The following is a 24,584-nucleotide window of genomic DNA, read 5'->3' on the forward strand; positions in this document are numbered from 1 at the left end:
GACCCACCGCAGCGGTGTACGTCAGCGCCTTCGCCGAAGCGCCGAACCGCCAGCCCTGCCCACCGATCCTCGCTTCGGCGGCCGGCATGGCGATACACCGCTTCGGCGGTCGCGGCTGACGCCGCTCCTACAGAAGCCCGGAGCAGGACACGGAAGCCACCGCGCGTTCTAGAATCGGCCGATTCGCGAAAGCGCCGCCAGCCTGGGCGGCGCGCGCAATGAGGACGCGCATGACCCGAACCCATTGGCTGTGGCTGGCGATCGGCCTGACCGCGGCGGCCCTGGCCGCGACCTATGTCTACGAGTGGCAACGGCGCGAGTCCGCACCCGCCGCGCCGCGCGGCCCGGCGCCGACCCCGTTCGGCTGGCAGGGGCAGTTGCAATCGATCGCCGGCGACGGCATCGCCGGGCTGCGCGACGGCGCCGCGGCGCAGGCGCGCTTCGCCGATCCTTACGGCCTGGCGCGCGCCAGCGACGGCAGCCTGTACATCGCCGACGGCGGCGACAACAACCGCATCCGCCGGATCGCGCCGGACGGCCAGGTCAGCAGCTTCGCCGGCGGCGGCGAAGGCTTCGCCGACGGCAACGGCGCGGCGGCGAAGTTCCATACCCCGTCCGGCCTGGCCTTCGATCGCGCCGGCAATCTGTATGTCGCCGACACCGGCAATCACGCGATCCGCCGCATCACCCCGCAGGGCGCAGTCAGCACCGTCGCCGGCACCGGCGCGGCCGGCTACCGCGACGGTCCCGGCGCGCAGGCGCAGTTCGACGGACCGGTCGGCGTCGCGGTCGACGCGCGCGGCCGCATCTTCGTGGCCGACACCTACAACGACCGCATTCGCGTGATCGGCACCGACGGCAACGTCAGCACCCTGGCCGGCGGCGCGCACCCGGGCTTCGTCGACGGCGCCGGCGCGACGGCGCGGTTCGACACCCCGACCGCGCTCGCGGTCGGCCTGCGCGGCACGGTCTGGGTCGCCGACACCCGCAACGACGCGATCCGCCGCATCGACGCGCAAGGCACGGTGACCACCCTGCCCGGCACCGGCCCCGACAGCGAGAGCGGCGCGCCGCACCGTCCGATCAGCCTGGCGCTGAGCCACGACGGTCTGCTCTACGTCGGCGAAATGACCTGGGGCCGAGTGCTGCAGTTCAAGCCCGACGGGCAATGGCGGCCGATCAGCGGCCGCGAGCAGGCGCAGCGCCTGCCGCGCCCCTCCGGCCTGGTGCTGGACGGCGCCGGCGGCCTGTACGTCAACGACGCCGCCAGCTATCGCGTGCACCGCGTCGCCACCGCCTCGGCGCCGGCCTCGGCCTTGCCGCTGGAAGTCGGCCCGTCGCTGGACAACCCCTTGCCGGCCACCGCCGGGCGCTGGCCGCTGCGGCCGCAGAACGGCTGGCACGAAGTGGTCGGCACGCTCGGCGAAGTGCGCGGCGACGGCCGCGGCGAAAGCCGCCACCACCTGCACGGCGGCCTGGATATCCGCGGCGACGTCGGCCAGGAGGTGCTGGCGATCGCCGACGCCAAGATCGGCAACCCGGCCGCGGCCTGGGGTTATGGCGGACTCGGCGAAGGCCTGATGCTGGATGCGCTGAGCTATATCCACATGCGCGTCGGCCGCACCGCCCAGGGCCAGCCGCTGGACCCGCAGCGCTTCCAGGCCCTGACCGACGACGCCGGCGCGAAGCCGCGCATGCGCGTGCGCCGCGGCGCGCGCTTCCAAGCCGGCGACGCGCTGGGCACGATCAATCCGATGGCGCACGTGCACCTGGCCTACGGGCCGTTCGGCTTCGAGCGCAACGCCGCCCTGCTCGGCTTCGTCAACTACGCCGACAGCTACGCGCCGCGGATCGAGCGCATCCAGTTGCTCGACCCGTCCGAACAGCCGCTGGCCGAACGCCAGGACGGCCGCCTGCTGCTGTCGCGCGCCCTGCCCGGCGTGCACATCGTGGTCGAGGCCTGGGATCAGGTCGACCGCAACCTGCCGCGGCGCCGGCTGGGCCTGTACGCGGTCGGCTATCAGTGGCTGAGTGCGGCCGGGCAACCGCTGCCGGGCTACGAGAGCCCGCGCATGAACATCCAGTTCGACCGCATGCCGGCCGCCGACGATGCGGTCAAGGTGGCCTATGCGCCGGACAGCGGCATCACCGTGCACGGCAGCGCCATCACCCGCTTCCGCTACATGGTCAGCAATACCGTGCGCGACGGCCGCCTGGCCGCGGGCAGCTATTCGCCGAGCGAACTGCCGGCGGGGGATTACCTGTTGCGGATCACCGCGCGCGACTACAGCGGCAACGTCGCCGCGGCCGGGCGCGATCTGGCGGTGCGGGTGCAGTAGGCGGATCGCGCACTCGGCGACTATGCCGGGACATCCGGCCTCTCGCGTCCGATCCGGCCGGGCCGGACCCGGCTCAGCCGCGCTCGATCGCGTACAGCCGTTCCGGACGCGGGTCGCCGGCGAGCATCAGTTCGCCGGCGGGCCGCAAGCCGAGCTTGCGCAGCCAGGCGTCGGCGGCGACGTGATCGGGATCGATCGAGGCGACGATGCGGCGCAGGCCCAGGTGGTCGAAGCCGTAGTCGAGCACGGCCTGCGCGGCCTCGCTGCCGTAGCCGCGCCGCCACCAGGCCGGGGCCAGGCGCAGCATCAGTTCGGCCTCGCGGCCGCCGTCGCCGGGACGCAGCGCGGTCAGGCTGGCGTAGCCGATCACCTGCTCGTTGGCGCGGTCGGCGACCGCCCAGGTGCCGAGGCCGCGTTCGCCGGAAAGATGCGCGATCCAGCTTGCCGCGTACTGCGCCGGCTGCGCGCCGATGCGGCTGTAGCGCATCGCCTGCGGATCGCCGAACACCGCCTGCAGGGCGTCGGCATCGGACGCGAGCACGGGACGCAAGGACAGGCGGCTGCTACGGAGCATCATGGACGGCGATACGACGGCGGAGTGCAAGCCGCATTGTAGGCCGCGTACGCGGCCGCGGCTTGTCCGCTTTCAGCCGGGAGTCATCGAAAGCGCACAGCGCGAACGACCGCATCGGCACAGTGCGTTCGTGCGCAAGGGCACGTAGCGGCGCCGCGCGCGCGCATTCCGCGGCCCAGGCACGCGCGCGGCACGACCGCGGTCACGCCGGGACGGTGTGACGGCAGCGCGTTCGGGCTTGGAGATCCGCCTGGATGCAGCCCTGGGTTCCCGCCTGCGCGGGAACGACAGCAGGAGGGTCGAGCGGCGGCTGGAGGGAGGGCCACCGCGCTATGCCGTCGCCATCCCCGCGAAAACCGGAAGCCTGGCCGCACCGTCATCCCCGCGAAAGCGGGGATCCAGAGACTTCAGCGCCATGTCTCCGCCGGGGCGAAGGAGCGCGCCGCAGACGCGAACGAGTGCGTCTGCGCTGGTTGCCCTCACCCCAACCCCTCTCCCGCCAGCGGGAGAGGGGCTCGCGGTACGCACGGTGCAGGGCCGCCGTTACAACGTCGGCGCCGTCCCGATTCGATCCCACCCCCAATCCCAACCGCCCATCCGATGCGCTCACGCCGCCTGCGGCCAGGGCTCGGCCCAGGCCGGCAGCGCCATCAGGCCCTCCAGCCAGGCCAGCAGGTGCGGGTAGTCGTGCAAAGGCATCTGCGCCTGGCGCCAGTCGCAGGCCATCGACGCGGCCTGGAAGTCGGCGATGGTCAGGCGGCCGCAGGCGAGATGGCGACGGCCGGTCAGATGATCGTCGAGCACGCGCGCGTAGCGGTGCAGCGCGGCTTCGCTGGCGGCCAGCAGATCCAGGTCCGGTTCGCCGATGCCGAACTGCGGTTTGACCACGCGTTCGAAGTAGAACGGCGACACCGTCGGGTCCCAATGCTGATCGTTCCACGACAGCCAGCGCAGCACTTCGATCTGTTCGTCCGCTCGGCTCGGCCACAACTCGGAGCCGGCGCGCCGGCACAGGTAGGCCATGATCGCCGACGACTCCCACAGCGCGTAGTCGCCGTCGACCAACAAAGGCGCCTTGCGGTTGGGATTGAGCGCGGCGTAGTCGGCGGCCTGCAGTTCGCCCGCCATCAAGTCCTTTTCGACCAGCTCGACCTCCAGGCGCAGATGCTTGGCCAGGGCGAGGACGCGGCGCGGGGCCTGGGTGCGGATCCAATAGATCTTCATGCGTAGCGATTCCTTGGGAGGTATCGGTACGACGAAGCGGGGGACGGCGGATCGACAGGGGGCGTGCGGGAAGAGCGAGAGCAAATCCCCCCTGCCCCCCTTTTTCAAAGGGGGGAAGAACAGGGGGAAGGCGTGGGGCTCAGCGCTCCAGCAGGTCCTGGGTATTGGCCGAGTTGTTCAGGATGTTGGAGAACGGCAGCAGCTGGTTGACGAAGCGGTTCCAGCGGGTGACGCCGGCCGGGCCGACGAACACCACGTCGCCGGGCCTGACCGAGAACTGGCTGGCCAGGGCGAAGGTCGCCGGCGACTTGGCCGCGAGGTGGTAGATCTTGGCCGGCTGCTCGCGCAGGTCCTGGCTGCCGCCGCGGATCACGTACACCGCGTCGCCGTTGGCGGTCAGCGGGTTGAGCCCGCCGGCGCGGCCGAGCACCTGGCTCAGGCTCATGTCGGTGGTCTTGAAGCCGATCGCCGCCGGGCGCACCACTTCGCCGACCACATAGACTTCCTTGCGGTCGTTGTAGGGCAGATAGATGTGGTCGCCGGCCTTGAGGTAGATGTCCGGCGCGACCGAGGTGCGGTTGAGCGCGTCCAGGTCGAGCGGGTACTGGTGGCCGTCGCGGGTCAGCACCAGGCCGGACAGGTCGGCGCGCAACGGGTCGATCGTCGCCGAGCCGATCGCCTGGGCCAGGGTCAGCGGCGTGGCGGTGATGCGCTGGCGCTCGGTCTTCACGAACGCGCCCTGCAGGGTCACCTGCTGGCTGCCGTAGTCGATCACGGTGACGTCGACCTGCGGCGATTCGACCACCGCCGCGATCCGCTGGGTGATCAGCGAGCGCAGCTCCTCGATGGTCTTGCCGCGCGCCTGGATCACGCCGACGTAGGGATAGAACAGGGTGCCGTCCGGGCGCACCAGGCGGCCGTTGGCGGCCGGCTGCTGCTGGTTGCCGGCCGGCGAGGTCAGCTCGGGATGGTCCCAGATGGTGATGTACAGAGTGTCGCCGGCGCCGATCCGGTAGGCCTCGGGCTGGTAGTCGAGCAGCTCCGCCGGCACCGCCGCGGTATCCGCCGAGGCGCGCTCGCTGGCGACCAACTGGGCGTTGATCGGCACCAGTTCGACCTCGTCTGCCTGCAACGCGTCGCCGCGCAGCAGTTGGTTCGGGCTCATGTGCTGGCCCGGCGCCCACATGCAGCCGTTGAGTCCGATGGCGGCCAACAGCGCCATGCCAACTGAAAGCTTTCTCATGAACGAATCTGTCTCTAGGTCGTGTCTTGCCGTGGTAAAGCCGGCCGTGATGAAGCCGCAAACGCGCGCTGCGGCGCCGGCCGCGCCGCCTTCCCTGCGGTGCGACACGGCCGAACCGAGCGCGAAAGCCCGCCAGCGCTGCATCGGCAACGAAGTACGGACGTCGAAAGTGGAACGCTGCGCCGGAACTGGCGCAGCCGTGGCGGAAACCGGATCGGCCGGCCCGATGGACGGGGCGCAGGGACGAGATCGGTGACGCGAATCTGTGGCGGGACGTGACTCCTGATATTGCGTGCGAACGGATCGCGCGAGTTAGCCCCTGGGCGCAGTATAGCCAGCGACGGCGGCTGCGGCGGGAGGCGACGGCTTCGGTAAGAGCATCGCATCACAGTTATGAATCCTCGCTACCCGTCGGCAACCGGCCGCGGACCGCACCGCATCGGCGTATGACGCGGCGATGACGAGCGCGCCGCTCGATGCATCGCGCGGCCGCGCATTCGGGTTTCGTTCACTTGCCTCGTCGCGGCCCGCGCGCATCGCCGCAAACGCAACAGCGGCGGGGATTCGCCGCGCGCGAGGCCTCGTTCACGATTGCGCGCTCGGCGCGAGTTCGCAGGTGACCGACGTCACGTCTCGACGGTCGCGCCGATATCGGCGGTTGACCCTGCCGGAGGCGGCTCGTACATTCCGCACCGTCGTAATTCGATGCACCGCAGCATCGCGGCCCCCGCGTGTCGGCATGCGTCGCTGTTCGGTTCACTGCCGGGCGAACGGTCCTCCGGGCCGGTCGCGCCATCAACCAAACGCTGTCGGCGCCGTGCGCGCCGTGGTTCAACAGTGAGACGTAGCGCGCGTGTTCAAACGGGTATTGATGGTCTGCATCGGCAACATCTGCCGAAGCCCAACCGCCGAAGTGCTGCTGCGGCATCGTATGCAAGGCAAGGACGTCGTCGTCGAATCGGCCGGGCTAGCGGCATTGCGCGGCCATCCGATCGACGCCACCGCCCTGGCGCTGCTCGAAGAGCACGGCCTGGACGGTACGTTGCACAAGGCGCGGCAGATCGATCGCGAGATCATCGACGCCGCCGACCTGATCCTTACGATGGAACGTAAGCACCTCGACGGCGTGCTGGCGCTTGCGCCGCACGCGCGGGGGAAAACGTTTCTGCTGGGCAAGTGGTTGGACGATGCCGGCGTGCCGGATCCTTACCGCCAGTCGCACAGCGCGTTCGAACGGGCCTACCAGCTGATCAACTCAGGGGTGAGTAGCTGGGTGCCCTACTTATGACGTAGGACTCCACTTTTTTAAGGCCCTCACCCCATGCCGACCAGTTCCGCCGCCCTCGACGTTCAACGGGACGGCAACGAAGAAATCGACCTGGCCGCCCTGCTCGGTACGCTGATCGACCACAAGTGGCTGATCGCCGGCGTGACCGCGGCCGGTTTCGCTCTCGGCACCGCTTACGCCCTGCTCGCGCCGCCGGTGTACCAGGCCAACGCGATGATCCAGGTCGAGCCGAACACGCCGACCCTGCCGGGTCTGGACGCGGTGTCCCAGGTGCTGACCGATTCGGCGCCGCAGGCGGTGACCGAAATCGCCCTGCTGACCTCGCGCACCGTGCTCAGCAAGGCGGTCGACGACCTGCGCCTGGACGTGCAGGTCGAACCCAGGCAGTTCCCGCTGATCGGCGGGGTGATCTCGCGCCGCTTCGAGCCGGCGACGCCCGGCGCGGTGGCCGAGCCCTGGTTCGGCCTGGACGGCTACGGCTGGGGCGGCGAGCACCTGGACGTATTCAAGCTGTCGGTGCCCGACGCGCTGGTCGGCACCGAGATGGAGCTGGTCGCCGACCAGGCCGGCGCCTACCGTCTCTACGACGAGGACGGCGGCCTGCTGCTCAACGGCAAGGTCGGCGAGGAAGCCAGCGGCCGCGGAGTCAAGCTGACGGTCAAGGCGCTGGCGGCCAATCCGGGCATGCGCTTCGAAGTGATCAAGCTGCAATCGCTGGCGATCATCACCTCGCTGCAGCGCAACCTGACCGCGGGCGAAAAGGCCAAGGACTCCGGCATCATCCAGCTCAGCTACGAGCTGCCCGATCCGGTCAAGGCCACCGAGACCCTGGACGCGATCACCCGCCAGTACACCCGGCAGAACGTCGAGCGCAACTCGGCCGAAGCCGCCAACCGGCTGGTGTTCGTCAAGGAGCAGCTGCCCAACGTACGCCGCGAACTGGAAAAGTCCGAGCAGGCGCTCAACGCCTATCAGTCGCAGTCGCATTCGGTCGACATCAGCCTGGAAACCAAGTCCTACCTGGACCAGATCGTCTCGCTCGACACCAGCATCTCGCAGCTGAAGATGCAGCAGGCCGAAGTCAGCCGCCGCTACACCCCGGCGCACCCGGCCTACCGCGCGCTGATGGCGCAGCTGGGCGAGCTGGAAGGGCGCAAGAACGAGATGAGCAAGCGCATCGAAGGCTTGCCGGAAACCCAGCAGGAACTGTTGCGCCTGACCCGCGACGTGCAGGTCGGCACCCAGACCTACACCAACCTGCTCAACCAGGCCCAGCAGCTCGACATCGCCCGCGCCGGCACGGTCGGCAACGCGCGCATCGTCGACCGCGCCGTGGTCGACGTCAGCCAGCCGGTCAAGCCCAAGCGGTTGATGATCGTGCTGATCGCCACCTTCCTCGGCGGCGCCCTGGCGATGGCCTGGATCCTGCTGCGGCAGTTGCTCAATCGCGGCATCGAGGACGCCAAGGAGATCGAACAGCTCGGCCTGCCGGTGTACGCGTCGATCCCGATGAGCTCCTATCAACGCGATCACGAAAGCGTCGACAAGAACTCGCGCACGCCGTCGAAGATGAGCCGCGCGCGGCTGCTGGCGGTGGACGCCCCGGGCGACCTGGCGATCGAGGCGATCCGCGCCCTGCGCACCGGCCTGCACTTCGCCCGCCTGGAAGCCAAGAACAACGTCCTGATGATCTGCGGCGCCAGCCCGAACGCCGGCAAGACCTTCGTCTCGACCAACCTGGCCTCGGTGATCGCCCAAGGCGGACAGCGCGTACTGCTGATCGACGCCGACCTGCGTCGCGGCACCCTGCACCGGGTGATGGGACTGAACGGACAGGAGGGACTGTCGGACCTGCTGACCGGGCGCATCGACTTCAACAAGGCGATGCACGCCTCGTCCGTCGAGGGCCTGCACTTCATCGCCCGCGGCCAGGTTCCGCCGAACCCGTCCGAGCTGCTGATGCATCCGAACTTCCCAGCGCTGCTGAACACCGTGTCGCAGCGCTACGACCTGGTGATCGTCGACACGCCGCCGATCCTGGCGGTGACCGACGCGGCCATCGTCGGCCGCCACACCGGCACCAACCTGCTGGTCGCGCGCTTCGGCTTCAACACCGCCAAGGACATCGCGGTGGCCAAGCAGCGCTTCGAACAGAACGGCATCGAACTCAAAGGCTCGATCCTCAACGCGGTCGAACGCCGCCACGGCGCTTATCACGCTTACGGCTACGATTATTCTCCGATCGAAAAATGATCGACGACCATGGCGTTCGCGCGGACATCGCGCATGAACCCGTCGCCACCCACGAAGCGCACGCGCGAAGCGCCACGCCGGCTAGCGCATCGCCCACGCACGCTCACGCGGGTTCGCGAACCCGCTCGCAATTTGTCGCCTACCGATGAACGAAAGCAAAACGAAGAACGACTCCACGCGCATTTCGCGCGCCCACGAAGTGAAGAAAAACCCCGCTAAAACTGGAGTTTTCGCAGATTCATTTGCGGATAACGAAATCGCATAAAGCGAATTACGCAGCGCACAAACGCGACGCGTCGGCGCGCGATCGCACATTGCCGCGTAATGTCGCCGTTATTCCGCGCCGCGCATCGCAGACGCGATTTGATCGAAGACCGCAAGCGCGATCCGGCGGATGAATCGCAGCTGACACAAAGCAGATTCGCGCACGAATCGGCCCCGTCACCGCGACCGCACAACAAAAAGCCTTACGGTTTCACAGTATTGATCGCGCGACGAATGGCAGTCTATTCGCACAAAACAGCAGTTCGTGCGCACTCGTAGGGGGAGCGCGACGCGGACGCAGACCGACGGGATGTCATAAAGATCGGGCACAAAAGCAAGAGCGGAACGTTGTACGTAGCGCATCGAACCCACGGCGGACGGACGCGCCACTTCAATCCACCCCTACCACCACAGCGACAACAACCCAGCATCACTTCGCCCGACGCGGCCTCGCCGCTGCGTCTGGCTGCGGCACCACTACGACTCTTAGAAAATTCAGAACACATCGATGGATGATCGACCGCGGGGGGGCGGCGATCGTTGGCTTTGTCTAACGAAGACTTATTCCCCGGACCTTACGTCATGCTGGACACCAAGATCGCGATCGCATGCGCCCTGGCGCTGTGCATCACAGGCATCGCCATCTACGCGATGCGCCCCCTGGCCAAGTCGTTCGGCCTGGTCGACCGCCCTGGCCAACGCAAGCGGCACCAAGGCGACATCCCGCTGATCGGCGGGCTGGCGATTTTCGCCGGCCTGTTGTGCGGGGCCGCCTTGCTCGGCCTGGCCGACCGCTTCACCCTGTCGCTGCTCGGCAGCACCGCGCTGATCGTCATCGTCGGCGCGATCGACGACTCCAAGGACCTCAGCGTGCGCGCGCGCCTGTTGGTGCAGAGCGGCGCCTGCGTGCTGATGATGATCGGCAGCGGCCTGTACCTGAACGACCTGGGCAACCTGTTCGGCCGCGGCCCGGTCTCGCTGGGCCTGCTCGGCGTGCCGTTGACGGTGATCGGCGTGGTCGGCCTGATCAACGCCTTCAACATGCTCGACGGCATCGACGGGCTCGCCGGCAGCCTGACCCTGACCTCGATCGTCGCGATCATGCTGTTCGCCGACGGCATCGCGCCCTCGTCGATTTCGCTGCCGCTGCTGCCGGTGCTGTTCGCGGCGATCGTGCCCTACCTGTTCGCCAACCTCGGCCTGTGGCGCGGGCACAAGATCTTCATGGGCGACGCCGGCAGCATGGCGATCGGCTACCTGCTGGCCTGGAGCCTGGTGTATCTGAGCCAGCGCGGCGGCGCGCGGCTGGACGCAGCCGACGCACTGTGGTGCGTGGCGCTGCCGGTGCTGGACACCCTGGCGGTGATGTACCGGCGCATGCGCAAGGGCCTGTCGCCGTTCAAGCCGGACCGCCAGCACCTGCACTACATGCTGCTCGACAGCGGCTGCTCGCCGCGCACCGCGCTGGCGATCCTGGTCGTGACCGCGACCGCTCTGGCGGCGGTCGGCTATTCGTTGCGCAACCTGCCGCTGGGCGTGGACCTGGCGATCTTCGCCGCGCTGCTGATCGCCTATACCGTCGGCCTGACCCACGGCTGGAAGTTCGAGCCGCGCCTGCCGAACTGGCGCCCGGAGAACGACACGATGGAGCTGGAAGCCGCGCACGCGCCGGGCCTGAGCCTGCCCGACGCCGCCGCCCTGCCCGCGCACGCGCGCACCGGCCTGGCCGAGGACGCCTCGGCGGTGACCAAGCTGCCGGCCGCGATGCCGGCCGCCGCCGCGGTCGCCGCGCCGCGCAAGATCAAGACCCTGTGCGTGTTCGGCACCCGTCCGGAAGCGATCAAGATGGCGCCGCTGGCGCTGATGCTGAACGCCGATCCGCGCTTCGAAGCGCGGGTGTGCGTGACCGGCCAGCACCGGCAGATGCTCGACCAGGTGCTGAGCCTGTTCGACATCCGGCCCGATTACGACCTGGCGATCATGAAGCCGGGCCAGGACCTGACCGACATCACCACCGCGATCCTGACCGGCATGAAGAAGGTGCTGGCCGAGCTGAAGCCGGACGTAGTGCTGGTGCACGGCGACACTTCCACCACCATGGCGACCACCCTGGCGGCCTACTACCAGCAGGTGCCGGTGGCCCACGTCGAGGCCGGCCTGCGCACCGGCAACCTGTACTCGCCGTGGCCGGAAGAAGCCAACCGTAAGCTCACCGGCGCGCTCGCGGCGATGCACTTCGCCCCGACCGACCTGTCGATGCAGAACCTGCGCGCCGAAGGCATCGCCGCCGACCGCATCTCGATCACCGGCAACACCGTGATCGACGCGCTGAAGGAAGTCGTTCACCGGATCGAGCGCACCGACTCGCTGCGCGAGCAGCTGTCGCAGCAGTTCGGCTTCCTCGACCCGAAGCGGCGCATGATCCTGGTCACCGGCCATCGCCGCGAAAGCTTCGGCGGCGGTTTCGAGCGGATCTGCCACGCCCTGCGCGACATCGCCCTGCGCCACCCGGACGTGGACATCGTCTACCCGGTGCACCTCAACCCGCAGGTGCGCGAGCCGGTCAACCGCCTGCTGCGCGACATCAAGCAGATCCACCTGATCGAGCCGCTGGATTACCTGCCGTTCGTGTACCTGATGAACGCCGCCCACATCATCCTCACCGACTCCGGCGGCATCCAGGAAGAAGCCCCCTCGCTGGGCAAGCCGGTGCTGGTGATGCGCGACACCACCGAGCGCCCGGAAGCGGTCGCCGCCGGCACGGTCAAGCTGGTCGGCACCGACCGCCAACTGATCGCCGACGGCGTCAGCGCCCTGCTCAGCGACCGCTCGGCCTACGAGGCGATGAGCTTCGCCCACAACCCCTACGGCGACGGCAAGGCCTGCGAACGCATCGTCGAAGCGCTGGCCACGATCAAGGTCGAGGTCTCGCAGTTGGCCGCCTGATCCGCGCCCCATCCATCGGGCGCGGGCCGTTCCGGCGCGCGCGACGCACAGGCGGCGAGATCCCTCGCCGCCTTGTGCGTTGAACGAACCGGCCGCCCGCGCCGCCGCATCCCCCCGCTCCACGGGAGCACCTCGGAGTCCTTATGCAATTCGAAACCGTTTCGGTCATCGGCCTGGGTTACATCGGCCTGCCCACCGCCGCCGCGTTCTGCGCCGCCGGCAAGCGCGTGATCGGCGTCGACGTCAACCGTCGCGCGGTCGAGACCATCAACCGCGGCGAGATCCACATCTTCGAGCCCGAGCTCGACGTCGCCGTGTACGCCGCGGTCAACAAGGGCCTGCTGCGCGCCACCGACACGCCGCAGGCCGCCGACGCGTTCCTGATCGCGGTACCGACCCCGTTCAAGGGCGACCACCAGCCCGACCTGAGCTACATCGAGGCCGCCGCCAAGGCGCTGGCGCCGGTGCTGGCCAAGGGCAACCTGATCGTGCTCGAGTCGACCTCCCCGGTCGGCGCCACCGAGCAGTTGGCCGCATGGCTGGCCGCCGCGCGTCCAGACCTGAGCTTCCCGCAGCAGGCCGGCGCCCAGGCCGACGTCAACGTCGCCTACTGCCCGGAGCGCGTGCTGCCGGGCCACGTGATGCGCGAGCTGATCGAGAACGACCGCATCATCGGCGGCATGACCCCGCGCTGCGCCGAACGCGCCTGCGAGCTGTACCGGGCCTTCGTCCGCGGCGAGTGCATCGTCACCGACGCGCGCACCGCCGAGATGTGCAAGCTGACCGAGAACGCGTTCCGCGACGTCAACATCGCCTTCGCCAACGAGCTGTCGATCATCTCCGACAAGTTCGGGATCAACGTCTGGGAACTGGTGCGCCTGGCCAACCGCCATCCGCGCGTCAACATCCTCCAGCCCGGCCCGGGCGTCGGCGGCCACTGCATCGCGGTCGACCCGTGGTTCATCGTCGACAGCGCGCCGGAAGAAGCGCGCCTGATCCGCACCGCGCGCGAGGTCAACAACAGCAAGCCGCACTGGGTGATGGACAAGGTCGACGCCGCCATCGCCGAGGCCAAGGCCGCCGGCAAGGAAGACAAGAACCTGACCATCGCGGTGTTCGGCCTGTCGTTCAAGCCCGACATCGACGACCTGCGCGAAAGCCCGGCGCTGGACATCGCGATCGAGCTGGCCCAGCGCCATCCGGGCAAGGTGCTGGCGGTCGAGCCGCACATCGACGCCCTGCCGGAGAAGCTCAAGTCCTCGCCGAACGTGATCCTGGTGGACTTCCCGACCGCCAGCGCCCAGGCCGACATCGGCCTGCTGCTGGTCGACCACAAGCCGTTCAAGGAGCAGGCGGCGCCGACCCATCTGCGCCTGGTCGACACCAAGGGCATCTGGACCTGAGCCCGGCGCCGGCCGCCCGCACCGACATGACCGAAGTCCGATGATCCGCAGACTGATCACCACCGCCAGCCTCTCGGCGATCAGCGCCATGGCCTCGCGCGGCGCGATCTTCGCCGGCGTGCTGCTGATCGCCTACTTCCTGGGGCCGGAGGCCTTCGGTCAGTTCACCCTGATCCAGACCACCGCGCTGCTGTTCACCACCTTCTGCGCCCTCAGCCTGGGCCAGATGGCGACCAAGATCGTCGCCGAGGCGGTGGACGGCCCGCGCGAGCGGCTGCAGGTGGCGTTGTCGGTGTCGTACGGCTCGGCGCTGCTGATCGCGCTCGGCTTCGCGGTGCTGATCGTGGCCCTGTCGCCGCTGCTATCGCGCCAGGTCGGCCACACCGCGGCGCTGACCCCGGTCTACGCCAGCGCCAGCATCCTGGTCCTGGCCGGCTTCGTCACCGCGATCCAGAACGGCGTCGCCCTGGCCCTGCACCGGGTCAAGGAGCAGGCCTACGCCAACATCGCCAGTGCCCCGATCGCGTTCGCGATCATGGTGCTGGCGGCGATGCGCCACGACCTGCACTGGGCGGTGTACGGCTACATCGCCTCGCAGGCGGTGATCGCGATCGGCCAGGAACGCAGCCTGCGCCGCTATCGCCGCGAGCACGGCCTGCGTCTGTCCTGGCGCGCGACCCGGCGCGAGGACTGGGCGGTGCTGTGGAAGCTCGGCCTGCCTTCGTCGCTGGCCGGCCTGCTGACCGTGCCGGCGATGTGGATCGTGATGGTGATGCTGTCGCACACCGCCGACGGCGCGGTCGACCTGGGCAACTTCGCCCTCGGCAACCAGGCCCGCTCGATCCTGCTGTTCGGCATCGGCGTGGTCGCCAACGCGGCCCTGCCGATGCTGTCGGCGGCGCTGGCGCGCGGCGACCGCGACAGCGCTTCGACCGTGCTGCGCCATTCGATGCTGCTGCTGATCGCGGTCACCGGCGGCATCGCCCTGTTCGCCGGTTTCGCCGCGCCGCCGCTGATCCATGCCTTCGCTCCGGACTACGCCGGCTCGACCCAGCCGCTGCAGTGGCTGCTGGCCTCGGTGGTGGCGACCGCGCCGACCACGATCCTGATGCGCAAGGCCACCGCCGACGGCCGCCCGGGCATCCTGTTGGCCGGCAACGCGGTGTTCTGCATCGTCCTGCTGGCCGCCGCCGCGGTCGCCCTGCGCCTGCACGGCGGCGCGACCGGCCTGGCCCAGGCCTATTTCGTCGCATCGATCCTGCAATTGCTGACCTTCGCTTTGTTCAACCGCAACGAGCTGCGCTTCAAAGCGGTGGCCCGGAGTAATCCATGAGAGTCGTACGTCTGCTGAAGAAGTCCGTGATCCTCGGCGCGATCCGGGTCGGCTGGCTGATCAAGCCGGGCCTGGTCACGCGCATGTTCACCTGGTACCTGAAGTCGGAGGGCGCGCAGATCGACGGCATGCCCAACTATCTGTCGGCCAAGATCTGGTTCGACGGCACCGATTACTCGCTGATCCGGCTCGGCGAGGGCTGCACCATCTCCAGCAACGTGCGCATCCTGACCCACGACGCGGCGATCAACACCGCGGCCAAGGAGCTCGGGCTGCGCTTCGAACGCCCCGAGATCCGGGTCAAGCCGGTCTCGATCGGCCGCTACAGCTTCGTCGGCACCGGTTCGATCATCATGCCCGGCGCCGACATCGGCCCGGGCTGCATCATCGGTGCCGGCAGCGTGGTGCGCGGCAAGATCCCGCCGCTGAGCATCGTGGTCGGCAGCCCCGGCCAGATCGTCGGCTCGGTGACCGAGTACGTGGCCAAGCTCTACCCCGACCAGGTCCGGGCCGGCTGAGGCGCGCATGTCGTCCCTGTCCAAGACCGCCTACGTGATCGCCCGCACCCTGTCGGCCTTCGGCCTGCCGGGGCTGCGCGGACTGCGCACGCGCATCTACGCCTGGCATTTCCGCGCCACCGGGATGAGCGTGTCCGACCGGGTGATGGTGGTCGCCGCGCACCGCAGCGACAGCGCCTCGATCGCCTTCGGCCACGGCGTCGAGCTCGGCGCCGACAGCTACATCGACTACTCCGGCGGAGTGCGCCTCGGCGACCACGTCGCGGTGTCGGAGGGCGCCAAGGTCTTCACCCACAACCACGTGGTGCGGCGCGGCCACGCCAACTGGCACCGCAACCCGATCGAATTCTCGTCGCTGCAGATCGAGGATTACGCCTGGATCGGCGCCGGCGCGACCGTGCTGCCGCGGGTGCGCCGGATCGGCCGCGGCGCGATCGTCGGCGCCGGCGCGGTGCTGGCCGAGGACGTGCCGGATTTCGCCGTCTACGCCGGCAACCCCGCGCGCGAGATCTTCCGCCGCGACATCACCGAGCAGGACTGAGGGAGGCCGGACCGGTTTGGCGACGCTCTACGTCATCTTCTTCATGAGCCTGGGACTGCTGGCGTTCGCGCGCATCGGCAGCCGGTTCGATCGCCTGTTCGTCAACCCGATCCTGGCCTTCGTCCTCACCGTGGCCTTCATCTACGGCTTCATCCCGTGGCTGAAGGACCTGCAGCAGGTGCAGACCTACCCGTTCTACTACTCCTTCGACGCCAAACTGTTCGCCCTGCTGTTCTCGCTGGTGTTCTGCCTGTCCGGGATCGGCGGCTACCTGCTCGCCGGCGGCGGCGCGCGGCCGGCGCTGCCGCAGGTGCGCGCGCTGACCAAGCGCGAGCGGCGCCGGGTGCTGGTGCTGGTCGGCATTCCGGCGATGTGCGCGGTGCTGTATCTGGCACGCACGGTCTCGGCCTACGACCTGGCCGACTACATGAAGGACCGGATCATGATCCGCCGCGGCATGGGCCCGGCGGTGGTGCTGGCGTTCGCGGCGATCTGCTACGCCGCGATCCTGGTCACCGACTACTTCGCTTCGCGGCGCACCTCGAGCCGGCCGATGTCGCGCTGGCGGCTGCTGCCGATCGGCGGCGTGGTGCTCCTGGTCGCGGTGGCCTTCGTCGCCATGGGCAACCGCAACTTCGTCTTCATCTTGATCGCGATCGTTCTGTTCGCCTCGTTGTCGATCTTCAAGGGCCGGATCAGCCGCGCGCTGATGCTGCTGCCGGTGATGCTGGCGATCGCCCTGGGCCTGTCGGCCTGGGCCAAGATCCGCACCACCCTGGACAGCGCCGACGCCTCCAGCGTGACCAGCGAGGGCCCGGTGCAGTTGCTGGTGTACGGCCTCAACGGCGCCTTCGGCAACGCCGAGAACCTGATCTGGCTGGCCCAGCACGAACGCGACTGGGACCCGGTCTACGGCGCCACCGTGGTCGCCGCCGCGCTCAATCCGATCCCGCGCGCGTTCTGGCCGGACAAGCCGTTCGGCGGCGGCCCGGCGCTGCGCAACATGATCTACCCCGGCAGCTACACCCTCGACGGCGAAAAGCTGACCTCCTACACCACCGGCCTGCCGACCGAGGGCTATATGAACTTCGGCCTGCTCGGCCTGGTGCTGTTCGGCCTGGTCAACGGCGCCTGCCTGGCGGCGATCCGCAATCTCTACGCGCGGCGGCGCGAGGTCACGCCGGTCGGCGTGGTCGTCTACAGCTTCTCGATCTTCATGTTCTCTTCCGGATTTCTGTATATGGAACTGCTCGGCGGCTGGAGCCGTTACTTCATCACCGTGCTGCTGTTGTTCGCGGTCACCTGGCTCGGCAACCGGCCGATCCGCATGCGCGGGGTGCCGGCATGAACGCGATCATCCTCGGCCAGGGCAACCCCTATCTGAAGAATCCCTACCTGAGCAAGCTGTCGCAGGTGCTGGATGCGGCGGCGATCCCGTACGAATTCTGGATCTGGAGCCGCGACAAGCAGGCCGCCGAGCTGCCCAAGGTCAAGGTGCTGCTGAGCTTCGGCTCCTGGGGCGGCGGCGCGGTCAACGCGATCGGCTATGCGCTGTGGGTGGCCTGGCTGACCCTGCGCGTATTCGTCCAGCCGCGCGCCGGGGTGTACTTCTGCTCGCGCCTGGACGCGGCCCTGCCCTGCGCCCTGGTCGCCAGCGTGCGCGATTGCCAGTACGTGTTCCTGGACCGCGACAAGCTGTCCAAGAGCTATGCCTGGCCGAGCCCGGTCAAGCGCGCGATCGAGGCGATCGAACGTTTCGTCGGCCGCCGCGCCACCTTGCACGTGGTGCCGGGCGCCTCGCGCGCGGTCGACGGCGACGGCGGCAACATCCGCATCGTCCGCAACACCCCGCACAGCGACGTGATCCAGCGCGCGCGCGGCCTGGTCGCGAGCATGCCGCCGCGCGACGGCCGTTTGCGGGTGCTGATCAGCGGCCTGATCTCGCCCGAGCGCGGCGCCAGGATGATGCGCGAAGCGGTCGAGGCGGCCGGCGACCGGATCGAATTCGTCGCCGCCGGGCGCCTGCTCGGCGAGGACGCCAAGCGCCTGGCCGAACTGCTCGGCGAGCGCTACCGCGGCATCGTCAGCAACGAGGACGCGCTGGCCCTGCTGCTCAGCGCCGACCTGGTGCTGGCCTTCTACGACCCGTCGCTGGAGATCAACCGCCTGGCCGAACCGAACAAGTGGTTCGACTGCGCGGCGCTGCAGATCCCGTTCGTGACCAATCCCGGCCTGGACACCTCGCAGCCGTTCGAGGCCGCCGGCGCCTGCTTCCTGTGCGACTACGGCGACGGCCGGGTGCTGGCCGAGGAACTGCTGCGCATCGCCGCCGACCCGCAGGCGCTGGAACAGCGCCGCGCCGGCTTGCGCACCCTGCGCTACGAGGCCTGGGACACCGCGATGGCGCGGGTCATCGCCGAGTGCGCCGGCCTGAGCCGCGCCCGCTGAGATCGCGCATCGAGCCGACCGACCGATAACGCGCCGCCGCCTGCCCCGCCGCGACGCCCCACCTTCCCCCTTCGTACTGGAACCACCATGCAACAGGTCCTGCAAAATCTGCGCGACGGCAGCACCGAAGTCGTCGACGTCCCGGTCCCGGCGCTCAAGCCCGGCCATCTGCTGATCCGCACCGGCACCACCCTGGTCTCGGCCGGCACCGAACGCATGCTGGTCGAGTTCGGCAAGGCCAACATGCTGCAGAAGGCCCGCCAGCAGCCGGACAAGGTGCGCATGGTGCTGGAAAAGGTCCGCACCGACGGCCTGGCCACCACCATCGACGCGGTCCGCAGCAAGCTCGACCAGCCGCTGCCGCTGGGCTACTGCAACGTCGGCACGGTGATCGGCATCGGCGCCGGGGTCAACGGCTTCGAGGTCGGCGACCGGGTCGCTTCCAACGGCAAGCACGCCGAAGTGGTCGCGGTGCCGGCCAATCTGTGCGCGCGCATTCCCGACGGCGTCGACGACGAGGCCGCCTCGTTCACCGTGCTCGGCGCGATCGCCCTGCAGGGCATCCGCCTGGTCCAGCCGACCCTCGGCGAGGCGGTGGTGGTGACCGGCCTGGGCCTGATCGGCCTGATCACCGTGCAGCTGCTGCGCGCGCACGGCTGCCGCGTGCTCGGCATCGATTTCGACCCGGCCAAGCTGGCCCTGGCGCGCAGCTACGGCGCCGACACCGTCGACCTGTCCAAGGGCGAAGATCCGGTCTCGGCCGCGCAGACCTTCTCGCGCGGCCGCGGCGTCGACGCGGTGCTGATCACCGCCTCGACCAAGAGCAACGAGCCGGTCTCGCAGGCCGCGCACATGTGCCGCAAGCGCGGCCGCATCGTCCTGGTCGGGGTCACCGGCCTGGAGCTGTCGCGCGCCGACTTCTACGAGAAGGAGCTGAGCTTCCAGGTCTCCTGCTCCTACGGCCCGGGCCGCTACGATCCATCCTACGAAGAACGCGGCAACGACTATCCGGTCGCGTTCGTGCGCTGGACCGAACAGCGCAACTTCGAGGCCATGCTCGACATGATGGCGGCCGGTTCGATCCAGACCCAGCCGCTGGTCAGCCATCGCTACACCATCGCCGAAGCCGAACAGGCCTATGCGGTGCTCGGCGGCGCCGAGCCCTCGCTCGGCATCCTGCTCGACTACGGCCGCCCCGACGACGTGCTGGCCACGCCGCTGCGCCGCACCGTGCCGCTGCCGACCGCGGTGCAGGCGCCGGCGGCGCCGACCACCGTCGGCAACGGTTCGGTCGCCTTCATCGGCGCCGGCAACTACGCCGGCCGGGTGCTGATCCCGGCCTTCGCCAAGGCCGGCGCGTCGCTGCACACGGTGGTCTCCAGCGGCGGCGTCAGCAGCGTGCACTTCGGCCGCAAGTTCGGCTTCCGCAACGCCAGCACCGACACCGACGCGACCCTGCGCGACAGCGGCAACGATTCGGTGGTGATCGCCACCCAGCACGGCAGCCATGCCGCGCTGACCACCAAGGCGCTGCGCCAGGGCAAGCACGTCTTCGTCGAAAAACCGCTGTGCCTGACCCTGGACGAGTTGGCCGAGATCGAGAAGGCCTATGCCGATTGCGCGGTCTACGGCCGTCCGCCGGTGCTGATGGTCGGCTTCAACCGCCGCTTCGCCCCGCAGGTGCGCAAGATGCACGCGCTGCTGGCCGGCGTGCAGGAACCCAAGAGCTTCATCATGACGGTCAACGCCGGCGCGATTCCGGCCGACCACTGGACCCAGGATCCGAAGGCCGGCGGCGGCCGCCTGATCGGCGAGGCCTGCCACTTCGTCGACCTGTTGCGCTACCTCGCCGGCGCGCCGATCGTCGGCCACCAGCTGACCGCGGTCGGCAACGTGCCCGGCGTCGGCATCCGCAGCGACCGGGTCAGCTTCAGCCTCAGCTTCGCCGACGGCTCCTTCGGCACCGTGCATTACCTGGCCAACGGCGACAAGAGCTTCCCCAAGGAACGCCTGGAAGTGTTCGCCGCCGGACGCGTGCTGCAGTTGGACAACTTCCGCCGCCTCAAGGGCTACGGCTGGCCGGGCTTCAAGTCGATGAACCTGTGGCGCCAGGACAAGGGCCAGAACGACTGCGCCCAGGCCTTCATGGCCGCGGTCAAGGGGCGCGCCGAATCGCCGATCCCGGCCGAGCAGTTGTTCGAGGTCGCCCGCGCGACCATCGAACTGGACGCTGCGGTTCGCGCATGAACGCCTCGGCGCGCGCTCTGCGGCTGTGGCACACCGTGCGCCATCTGCGCCCGGTGCAGATCTACGGCCGCGCCTGGCACCGGCTGCACCGGCCGCGCATCGACCTGTCGCCGGCGCCGCCGCCGATGCCGGCGCGGGGCCAGTGGCAGGGCTGCGCGCGCGCGGCTTCGATGCTGGGCCCGAACCGGTTCCGCTTCCTCAACGCCGAACACGGCCTGCGCAACGGCGACTGGAACGACCGCGCCCTGCCCAAGCTGTGGCTGTACAACCTGCACTACTTCGACGACCTGGTCGCCGACGGCGCGCCCCTGCGCGCCGGCTGGCACCTGGAACTGGTGCGCAGTTGGATCGCCGCCAATCCGCCCGGCGCCGGCAACGGCTGGGAGCCGTATTGCCTGTCGCTGCGCATCGTCAACTGGATCAAGTGGCTGCTGTCCGGCCACGCGGCCGGCGACGAAGCCGCGCGGCGCGAGCTGCTCGACAGCCTGGCGGCGCAGACCCGCTACCTGGCCGGCCGCCTGGAACGGCACCTGCTCGGCAATCACCTGTGGGCCAACTACAAGGCGCTGCTGTTCGCCGGGCTGTTCTTCGACGGCGAGGAAGGCGCGCGTTGGCTCGACATCGGCCTGCGCGGCATGCGCCGCGAGATCGGCGAGCAGATCCTCGCCGACGGCGGCCATTTCGAACGCAGCCCGATGTACCACGCCACCCTGCTGGAGGACCTGCTCGACCTGATCCAGCTCGGCGAGCGTTACGCCCCGGCGGTGTCGCGCGAGGACCTGGAGCTGTGGCGCTCGCGCGCCACCGCGATGCTCGGCTGGCTCGCGGTGATGACCCACCCCGACGGCGGCATCGCCTTCTTCAACGATGCCGCCCACGGCATCGCCCCGGAGCTGGCGCCGCTGCAGGATTACGCGCGCACGCTGGGCCTGGATCCGCCCGAACGCTCCGGCGAATCCCTGCAGTTGCTGCCCGAGTCCGGCTACGCGCGCCTGGAGTACGGCGAAGCGGTGCTAATCGCCGATATCGGCGAGGTCGGCCCGAACTACCTGCCCGGCCACGCCCACGCCGACACCCTGAGCTTCGAACTGTCGCTGCGCGGACGCCGGGTGCTGGTCAACGCCGGCACCTCGCGCTACGACACCGGCGCCGAGCGCCTGTGGCAGCGCGGCACCGCCGCGCACAACACGGTGCAGGTCGACGACCAGGATTCCTCCGAAGTCTGGAGCAGCTTCCGCGTCGCCCGCCGGGCGATGCCGCTGGCGATCAGCCATGGCCAGGACAGCGGCGGCGTCTGGCTGGAAGCCGCCCACGACGGCTACAAGCGCCTGCCCGGCCGCGCCGTGCATTACCGCCGCTGGCGCCTGCAGGAGGACCAACTGCGGGTGGAAGACCGGATCGAAGGCGGCTTCTCCCGCGCGATCGCCCGCTACCGCACCCCGCCGGGGCTGCGCATCGGCGCGGCGCGCATCGCCGGCGAAGGGATCGAGGCGCTGCGCTGGCGCAGCGATCCCGAGGGCCTGACCGCGAACGTCGCCGCCAGCACCTACCACGCCGGCTTCGGCCGCAGCGAGGCCTGCGACGTGCTCGAACTGGCCCTGCCGCGCGACCCCGGCAGCGCCGCCATCGTGTTCACCTGGACCAGTTGAGCCCTCATGCGCATCCTGTTTCTCACGGACAATTTCCCGCCGGAAGGCAACGCGCCGGCCACCCGCACCTACGAGCACGCGGTGCGCTGGGTGCGCGCCGGGCACGAGGTGACCGTGATCACCTGCGCGCCGAACTTCCCCGAAGGCAAGCTGTTCCCGGGCTACCGAAACGCCTGGCGCAGCGTGGAAACCGTCGACGGCATCCGCGTGGTCCGGGTCAAGACCTACATCACCGCCAACGAAGGCTTCGCCAAGCGCACCCTGGACTACCTCAGCTTCATGGCCGCCTCGGTCGGCTTCGGCCTGTTCGAACGCCGCCACGACGTGGTGGTGGCGACGTCGCCGCAGTTCTTCTGCGCGCTCGGCGGCTGGGCCCTGGCGCGGCTGCGCCGGCGCCCGTTCGTGTTCGAACTGCGCGACCTGTGGCCGGCTTCGATCACCGCGGTCGGCGCGATGCAGCGCAGCCCGGCGATCCGGGTGCTGGAAAAGCTGGAGATGTTCCTCTACCGCAGCGCCGACGCGATCGTGCCGGTGACCCAGAGCTTCCGCGACGAGCTGATCCAGCGCGGCGTCGACGCCGGCAAGATCCATGTCGTGCTCAACGGCGTCGACCTGCAGCGCTACCGGCCGAGCCCGCGCGATGCGGAACTGGCGCGCCAGTACGACCTGGACGGGCGCTTCGTGGTCGGCTACCTCGGCACCCACGGCATGGCCCACGGCCTGGAGAAGGTGCTCGACGCGGTCGAACGCCTGCGCGACGAGCCGCGCATCGCCTTCTTCTTCGCCGGCAGCGGCGCAGAACGCGCCCGCGTCGAGCAACTGGTCGCCGAGCGCGGCCTGGACAACGTGCGCATGATTCCGCGCCAGCCCAAGGAAATGATGCCGCGGCTGTGGAGCCTGTGCGACCTGTCGCTGATCCCGCTGCGAGACACGCCGGTGTTCAGCAGCGTGATCCCGTCCAAGCTGTTCGAAGGCATGGGCATGGGCATTCCGGCGCTGATGTCGCTGCCGCGCGGCGAAGCCACCCGGATCGTCGAAAGCACCGGCTGCGGCGTGTGCGTGGCGCCCGAAGACGGCGCGGCGATGGCCGAGGCGATCCGCGAACTGGCCGCCGATCCCGAACGCATGCGCCGCCTGCGCGAAGCCAGCCTGGCCGCGGCCCCGGCCTATTCGCGCGACCGCCAGGCGACGCTGATGACCGACGCGCTGAGCCGTCTGCTCGACGACGACACCGGCGGCCTGCTGCGCGCCTCGAAGTGAGGCGATGAGCGGGCTGGGCGAGCTGCTGCGCTGGCCGGCCGAGCCCTTGCACGGCTCGCTGTGCCTGGCGGCGCTGGCCCTGCTCGCCGCCGCGCTGCGCTGGCGGCGCAGCGCCTGGGCCTTGCTGCTGATCGCACCGCTGTGGTCGCTGTGGTGGTCGCTGCCGGCGGCCGCCGACGGCCTCGCCGCGCTGCTCGCGCGCGGTTATCCGAGCGCGAGCGAAACCCTGGCGCGGCGCGCCGACGCCATCGTCGTTCTGGGCGGCGACATCGGCCGCGCCGATCAGTACGCACAAGGCGATGCGGGCGCTTCGGACCTCGCCGGCAACCGTCTCGCGCTCGGCGCGCGGCTGTGGCGGCGCGGCCTGGCGCCGCAGTTGCTGCTCAGCGGCGGTCCGACCGCGCACACTCCCGGCGGCAGCGAGGCGCAGCGCATGGCCGACTCGATCCGCGGCTTCGGCGTGCCGGCCTCGGCCCTGGTACTGGAAAGCCACAGCCGCAATACCGCCGACAACGCGCGCCTGAGCCGCGCGATCGGCGAAGGCCGCGGCTGGAACTCGATCATCCTGGTGACCTCGCCCGAGCACATGCCGCGCGCAGCGCTGGCATTCGAACGCGCCGGCTGGCGCGTGCAAGGCGTCGCCACCGCAGCGACGCCGCTCGGCGATGCGCTGCCGCCGTGGCAGCCTTCGCCGCGCGCCCTGCGCCGCAGCGGCCGCTTTCTCAAGGAGGCCGCCGGACTGTGCATCGCCAGACTGGACACGCTGCATTAGCGGCGCCCGTCGACGAACGCTCCCATCGCAGACACGGGCGCACGGCGACGCTGCGCCGCGGCGCGCAAATCCGCGCGCCGCGAGCGACGCTTTCGCGATAGCAGTGATGCCTATCGGCTTTCGCGCGACGCTTCGCGATAGCCGATCACCGACCCTCACTTCTCGCTGAATTCAGTCAGATAGCACACTATCGACGTGCGCGATCCGGCGATTCCAATCACGGTTCGACGCGGCGCGCGCGAGTAGTTTGTGCGCCGAACGAAGTGAGGGGTCCGTCCGACG

General features: G+C 69.5%; 17 protein-coding genes. 14 read left to right on the top strand and 3 right to left on the bottom strand.

The genetic code is table 11. The features are described 5' to 3' along the window. The first annotated feature begins 230 nt into the window (after positions 1 to 230). The gene (locus K4L06_RS03110) at positions 231 to 2,339 is read left to right on the top strand and encodes an NHL repeat-containing protein (protein ID WP_221670002.1); all 2,109 of its coding nucleotides are present in this window, start codon (positions 231 to 233) and stop codon (positions 2,337 to 2,339) included. Positions 2,340 to 2,412: 73 nt separating this feature from the next. Here K4L06_RS03110 and K4L06_RS03115 read toward each other — a convergent pair whose 3' ends face one another. The 3 genes from K4L06_RS03115 to K4L06_RS03125 form a co-directional block, all read right to left on the bottom strand. Next, entirely contained in the window at positions 2,413 to 2,916 is a 504-nt protein-coding gene (locus K4L06_RS03115) for a GNAT family N-acetyltransferase (RefSeq protein ID WP_221670003.1), read from the bottom strand. A gap of 603 nt (positions 2,917 to 3,519) precedes the next feature. After that, on the bottom strand, positions 3,520 to 4,137 hold the full coding sequence (locus K4L06_RS03120; protein ID WP_221670004.1) for a glutathione S-transferase family protein: 618 nt from the start codon (positions 4,135 to 4,137) through the stop codon (positions 3,520 to 3,522). 139 nt (positions 4,138 to 4,276) lie between these two features. After that, on the bottom strand, positions 4,277 to 5,380 hold the full coding sequence (locus K4L06_RS03125; protein ID WP_255594969.1) for a polysaccharide biosynthesis/export family protein: 1,104 nt from the start codon (positions 5,378 to 5,380) through the stop codon (positions 4,277 to 4,279). 853 nt (positions 5,381 to 6,233) lie between these two features. Between K4L06_RS03125 and K4L06_RS03130 the strand changes: the two genes are divergently transcribed. The 13 genes from K4L06_RS03130 (at position 6,234) to K4L06_RS03190 (ending at position 24,302) form a co-directional block, all read left to right on the top strand. Continuing rightward, positions 6,234 to 6,668: a low molecular weight protein-tyrosine-phosphatase gene (locus K4L06_RS03130; RefSeq protein ID WP_221670005.1), complete on the top strand. Its 435-nt coding sequence runs from the start codon at positions 6,234 to 6,236 to the stop codon at positions 6,666 to 6,668. A 33-nt stretch (positions 6,669 to 6,701) separates the two neighbouring features. Beyond that, on the top strand, positions 6,702 to 8,921 hold the full coding sequence (locus tag K4L06_RS03135) for a polysaccharide biosynthesis tyrosine autokinase (RefSeq protein WP_221670006.1): 2,220 nt from the start codon (positions 6,702 to 6,704) through the stop codon (positions 8,919 to 8,921). 846 nt (positions 8,922 to 9,767) lie between these two features. Beyond that, on the top strand, positions 9,768 to 12,131 hold the full coding sequence (gene wecB, locus K4L06_RS22755; protein ID WP_221670007.1) for a UDP-N-acetylglucosamine 2-epimerase (non-hydrolyzing): 2,364 nt from the start codon (positions 9,768 to 9,770) through the stop codon (positions 12,129 to 12,131). Between the two features lie 143 nt (positions 12,132 to 12,274). Beyond that, on the top strand, positions 12,275 to 13,534 hold the full coding sequence (wecC, locus tag K4L06_RS03145; RefSeq protein WP_221670008.1) for a UDP-N-acetyl-D-mannosamine dehydrogenase: 1,260 nt from the start codon (positions 12,275 to 12,277) through the stop codon (positions 13,532 to 13,534). Positions 13,535 to 13,574: 40 nt separating this feature from the next. Further along, a complete protein-coding gene (locus tag K4L06_RS03150; protein ID WP_221670009.1) occupies positions 13,575 to 14,867 on the top strand; it encodes an oligosaccharide flippase family protein in 1,293 nt (430 codons plus the stop codon). Then, positions 14,864 to 15,385: an acyltransferase gene (locus K4L06_RS03155; protein WP_221670010.1), complete on the top strand. Its 522-nt coding sequence runs from the start codon at positions 14,864 to 14,866 to the stop codon at positions 15,383 to 15,385. Before K4L06_RS03150 ends, K4L06_RS03155 begins: the two co-directional genes overlap by 4 nt. Before the next feature lie 7 nt (positions 15,386 to 15,392). After that, positions 15,393 to 15,926 (top strand): acyltransferase, encoded by a 534-nt coding sequence (locus K4L06_RS03160; protein WP_305068574.1) that lies wholly within the window; start codon positions 15,393 to 15,395, stop codon positions 15,924 to 15,926. Positions 15,927 to 15,942: 16 nt separating this feature from the next. After that, positions 15,943 to 17,274: an oligosaccharide repeat unit polymerase gene (locus tag K4L06_RS03165; RefSeq protein ID WP_221670011.1), complete on the top strand. Its 1,332-nt coding sequence runs from the start codon at positions 15,943 to 15,945 to the stop codon at positions 17,272 to 17,274. Beyond that, positions 17,271 to 18,374, top strand: coding sequence for a hypothetical protein (locus K4L06_RS03170; RefSeq protein WP_221670012.1), 1,104 nt, complete (start codon positions 17,271 to 17,273; stop codon positions 18,372 to 18,374). Before K4L06_RS03165 ends, K4L06_RS03170 begins: the two co-directional genes overlap by 4 nt. An 87-nt stretch (positions 18,375 to 18,461) precedes the next feature. Then, positions 18,462 to 20,621 carry a bi-domain-containing oxidoreductase gene (locus tag K4L06_RS03175; RefSeq protein WP_221670013.1) on the top strand — a complete coding sequence of 720 codons (2,160 nt, stop codon included), beginning with the start codon at positions 18,462 to 18,464 and terminating at the stop codon, positions 20,619 to 20,621. Beyond that, positions 20,618 to 22,270 carry a heparinase II/III family protein gene (locus K4L06_RS03180; protein ID WP_221670014.1) on the top strand — a complete coding sequence of 551 codons (1,653 nt, stop codon included), beginning with the start codon at positions 20,618 to 20,620 and terminating at the stop codon, positions 22,268 to 22,270. The genes K4L06_RS03175 and K4L06_RS03180 overlap by 4 nt, the downstream gene beginning before the upstream one ends. 6 nt (positions 22,271 to 22,276) lie before the next feature. Then, positions 22,277 to 23,530: a glycosyltransferase family 4 protein gene (locus K4L06_RS03185; RefSeq protein WP_221670015.1), complete on the top strand. Its 1,254-nt coding sequence runs from the start codon at positions 22,277 to 22,279 to the stop codon at positions 23,528 to 23,530. Between the two features lie 4 nt (positions 23,531 to 23,534). Next, complete coding sequence (locus K4L06_RS03190; protein ID WP_221670016.1) at positions 23,535 to 24,302, top strand: YdcF family protein; 768 nt, start codon at positions 23,535 to 23,537, stop codon at positions 24,300 to 24,302. Positions 24,303 to 24,584: the final 282 nt, after the last annotated feature.

Source organism: Lysobacter sp. BMK333-48F3 (genome assembly GCF_019733395.1).
Lineage (GTDB): Bacteria > Pseudomonadota > Gammaproteobacteria > Xanthomonadales > Xanthomonadaceae > Lysobacter.

Bases quoted from the DNA above. Each gene is read 5' to 3' on its own strand.
- K4L06_RS03185 (WP_221670015.1), top strand. From the start codon at position 22,277: ATGCGCATCCTGTTTCTCACGGACAATTTCCCGCCGGAAGGCAACGCG.
- K4L06_RS03190 (WP_221670016.1), top strand. From the start codon at position 23,535: ATGAGCGGGCTGGGCGAGCTGCTGCGCTGGCCGGCCGAGCCCTTGCAC.
- wecB (WP_221670007.1), top strand. From the start codon at position 9,768: ATGCTGGACACCAAGATCGCGATCGCATGCGCCCTGGCGCTGTGCATC.
- wecC (WP_221670008.1), top strand. From the start codon at position 12,275: ATGCAATTCGAAACCGTTTCGGTCATCGGCCTGGGTTACATCGGCCTG.
- K4L06_RS03150 (WP_221670009.1), top strand. From the start codon at position 13,575: ATGATCCGCAGACTGATCACCACCGCCAGCCTCTCGGCGATCAGCGCC.
- K4L06_RS03120 (WP_221670004.1), bottom strand. From the start codon at position 4,137: ATGAAGATCTATTGGATCCGCACCCAGGCCCCGCGCCGCGTCCTCGCC.
- K4L06_RS03125 (WP_255594969.1), bottom strand. From the start codon at position 5,380: ATGAGAAAGCTTTCAGTTGGCATGGCGCTGTTGGCCGCCATCGGACTC.
- K4L06_RS03160 (WP_305068574.1), top strand. From the start codon at position 15,393: ATGTCGTCCCTGTCCAAGACCGCCTACGTGATCGCCCGCACCCTGTCG.
- K4L06_RS03155 (WP_221670010.1), top strand. From the start codon at position 14,864: ATGAGAGTCGTACGTCTGCTGAAGAAGTCCGTGATCCTCGGCGCGATC.
- K4L06_RS03115 (WP_221670003.1), bottom strand. From the start codon at position 2,916: ATGATGCTCCGTAGCAGCCGCCTGTCCTTGCGTCCCGTGCTCGCGTCC.
- K4L06_RS03180 (WP_221670014.1), top strand. From the start codon at position 20,618: ATGAACGCCTCGGCGCGCGCTCTGCGGCTGTGGCACACCGTGCGCCAT.
- K4L06_RS03110 (WP_221670002.1), top strand. From the start codon at position 231: ATGACCCGAACCCATTGGCTGTGGCTGGCGATCGGCCTGACCGCGGCG.
- K4L06_RS03175 (WP_221670013.1), top strand. From the start codon at position 18,462: ATGCAACAGGTCCTGCAAAATCTGCGCGACGGCAGCACCGAAGTCGTC.
- K4L06_RS03135 (WP_221670006.1), top strand. From the start codon at position 6,702: ATGCCGACCAGTTCCGCCGCCCTCGACGTTCAACGGGACGGCAACGAA.
- K4L06_RS03170 (WP_221670012.1), top strand. From the start codon at position 17,271: ATGAACGCGATCATCCTCGGCCAGGGCAACCCCTATCTGAAGAATCCC.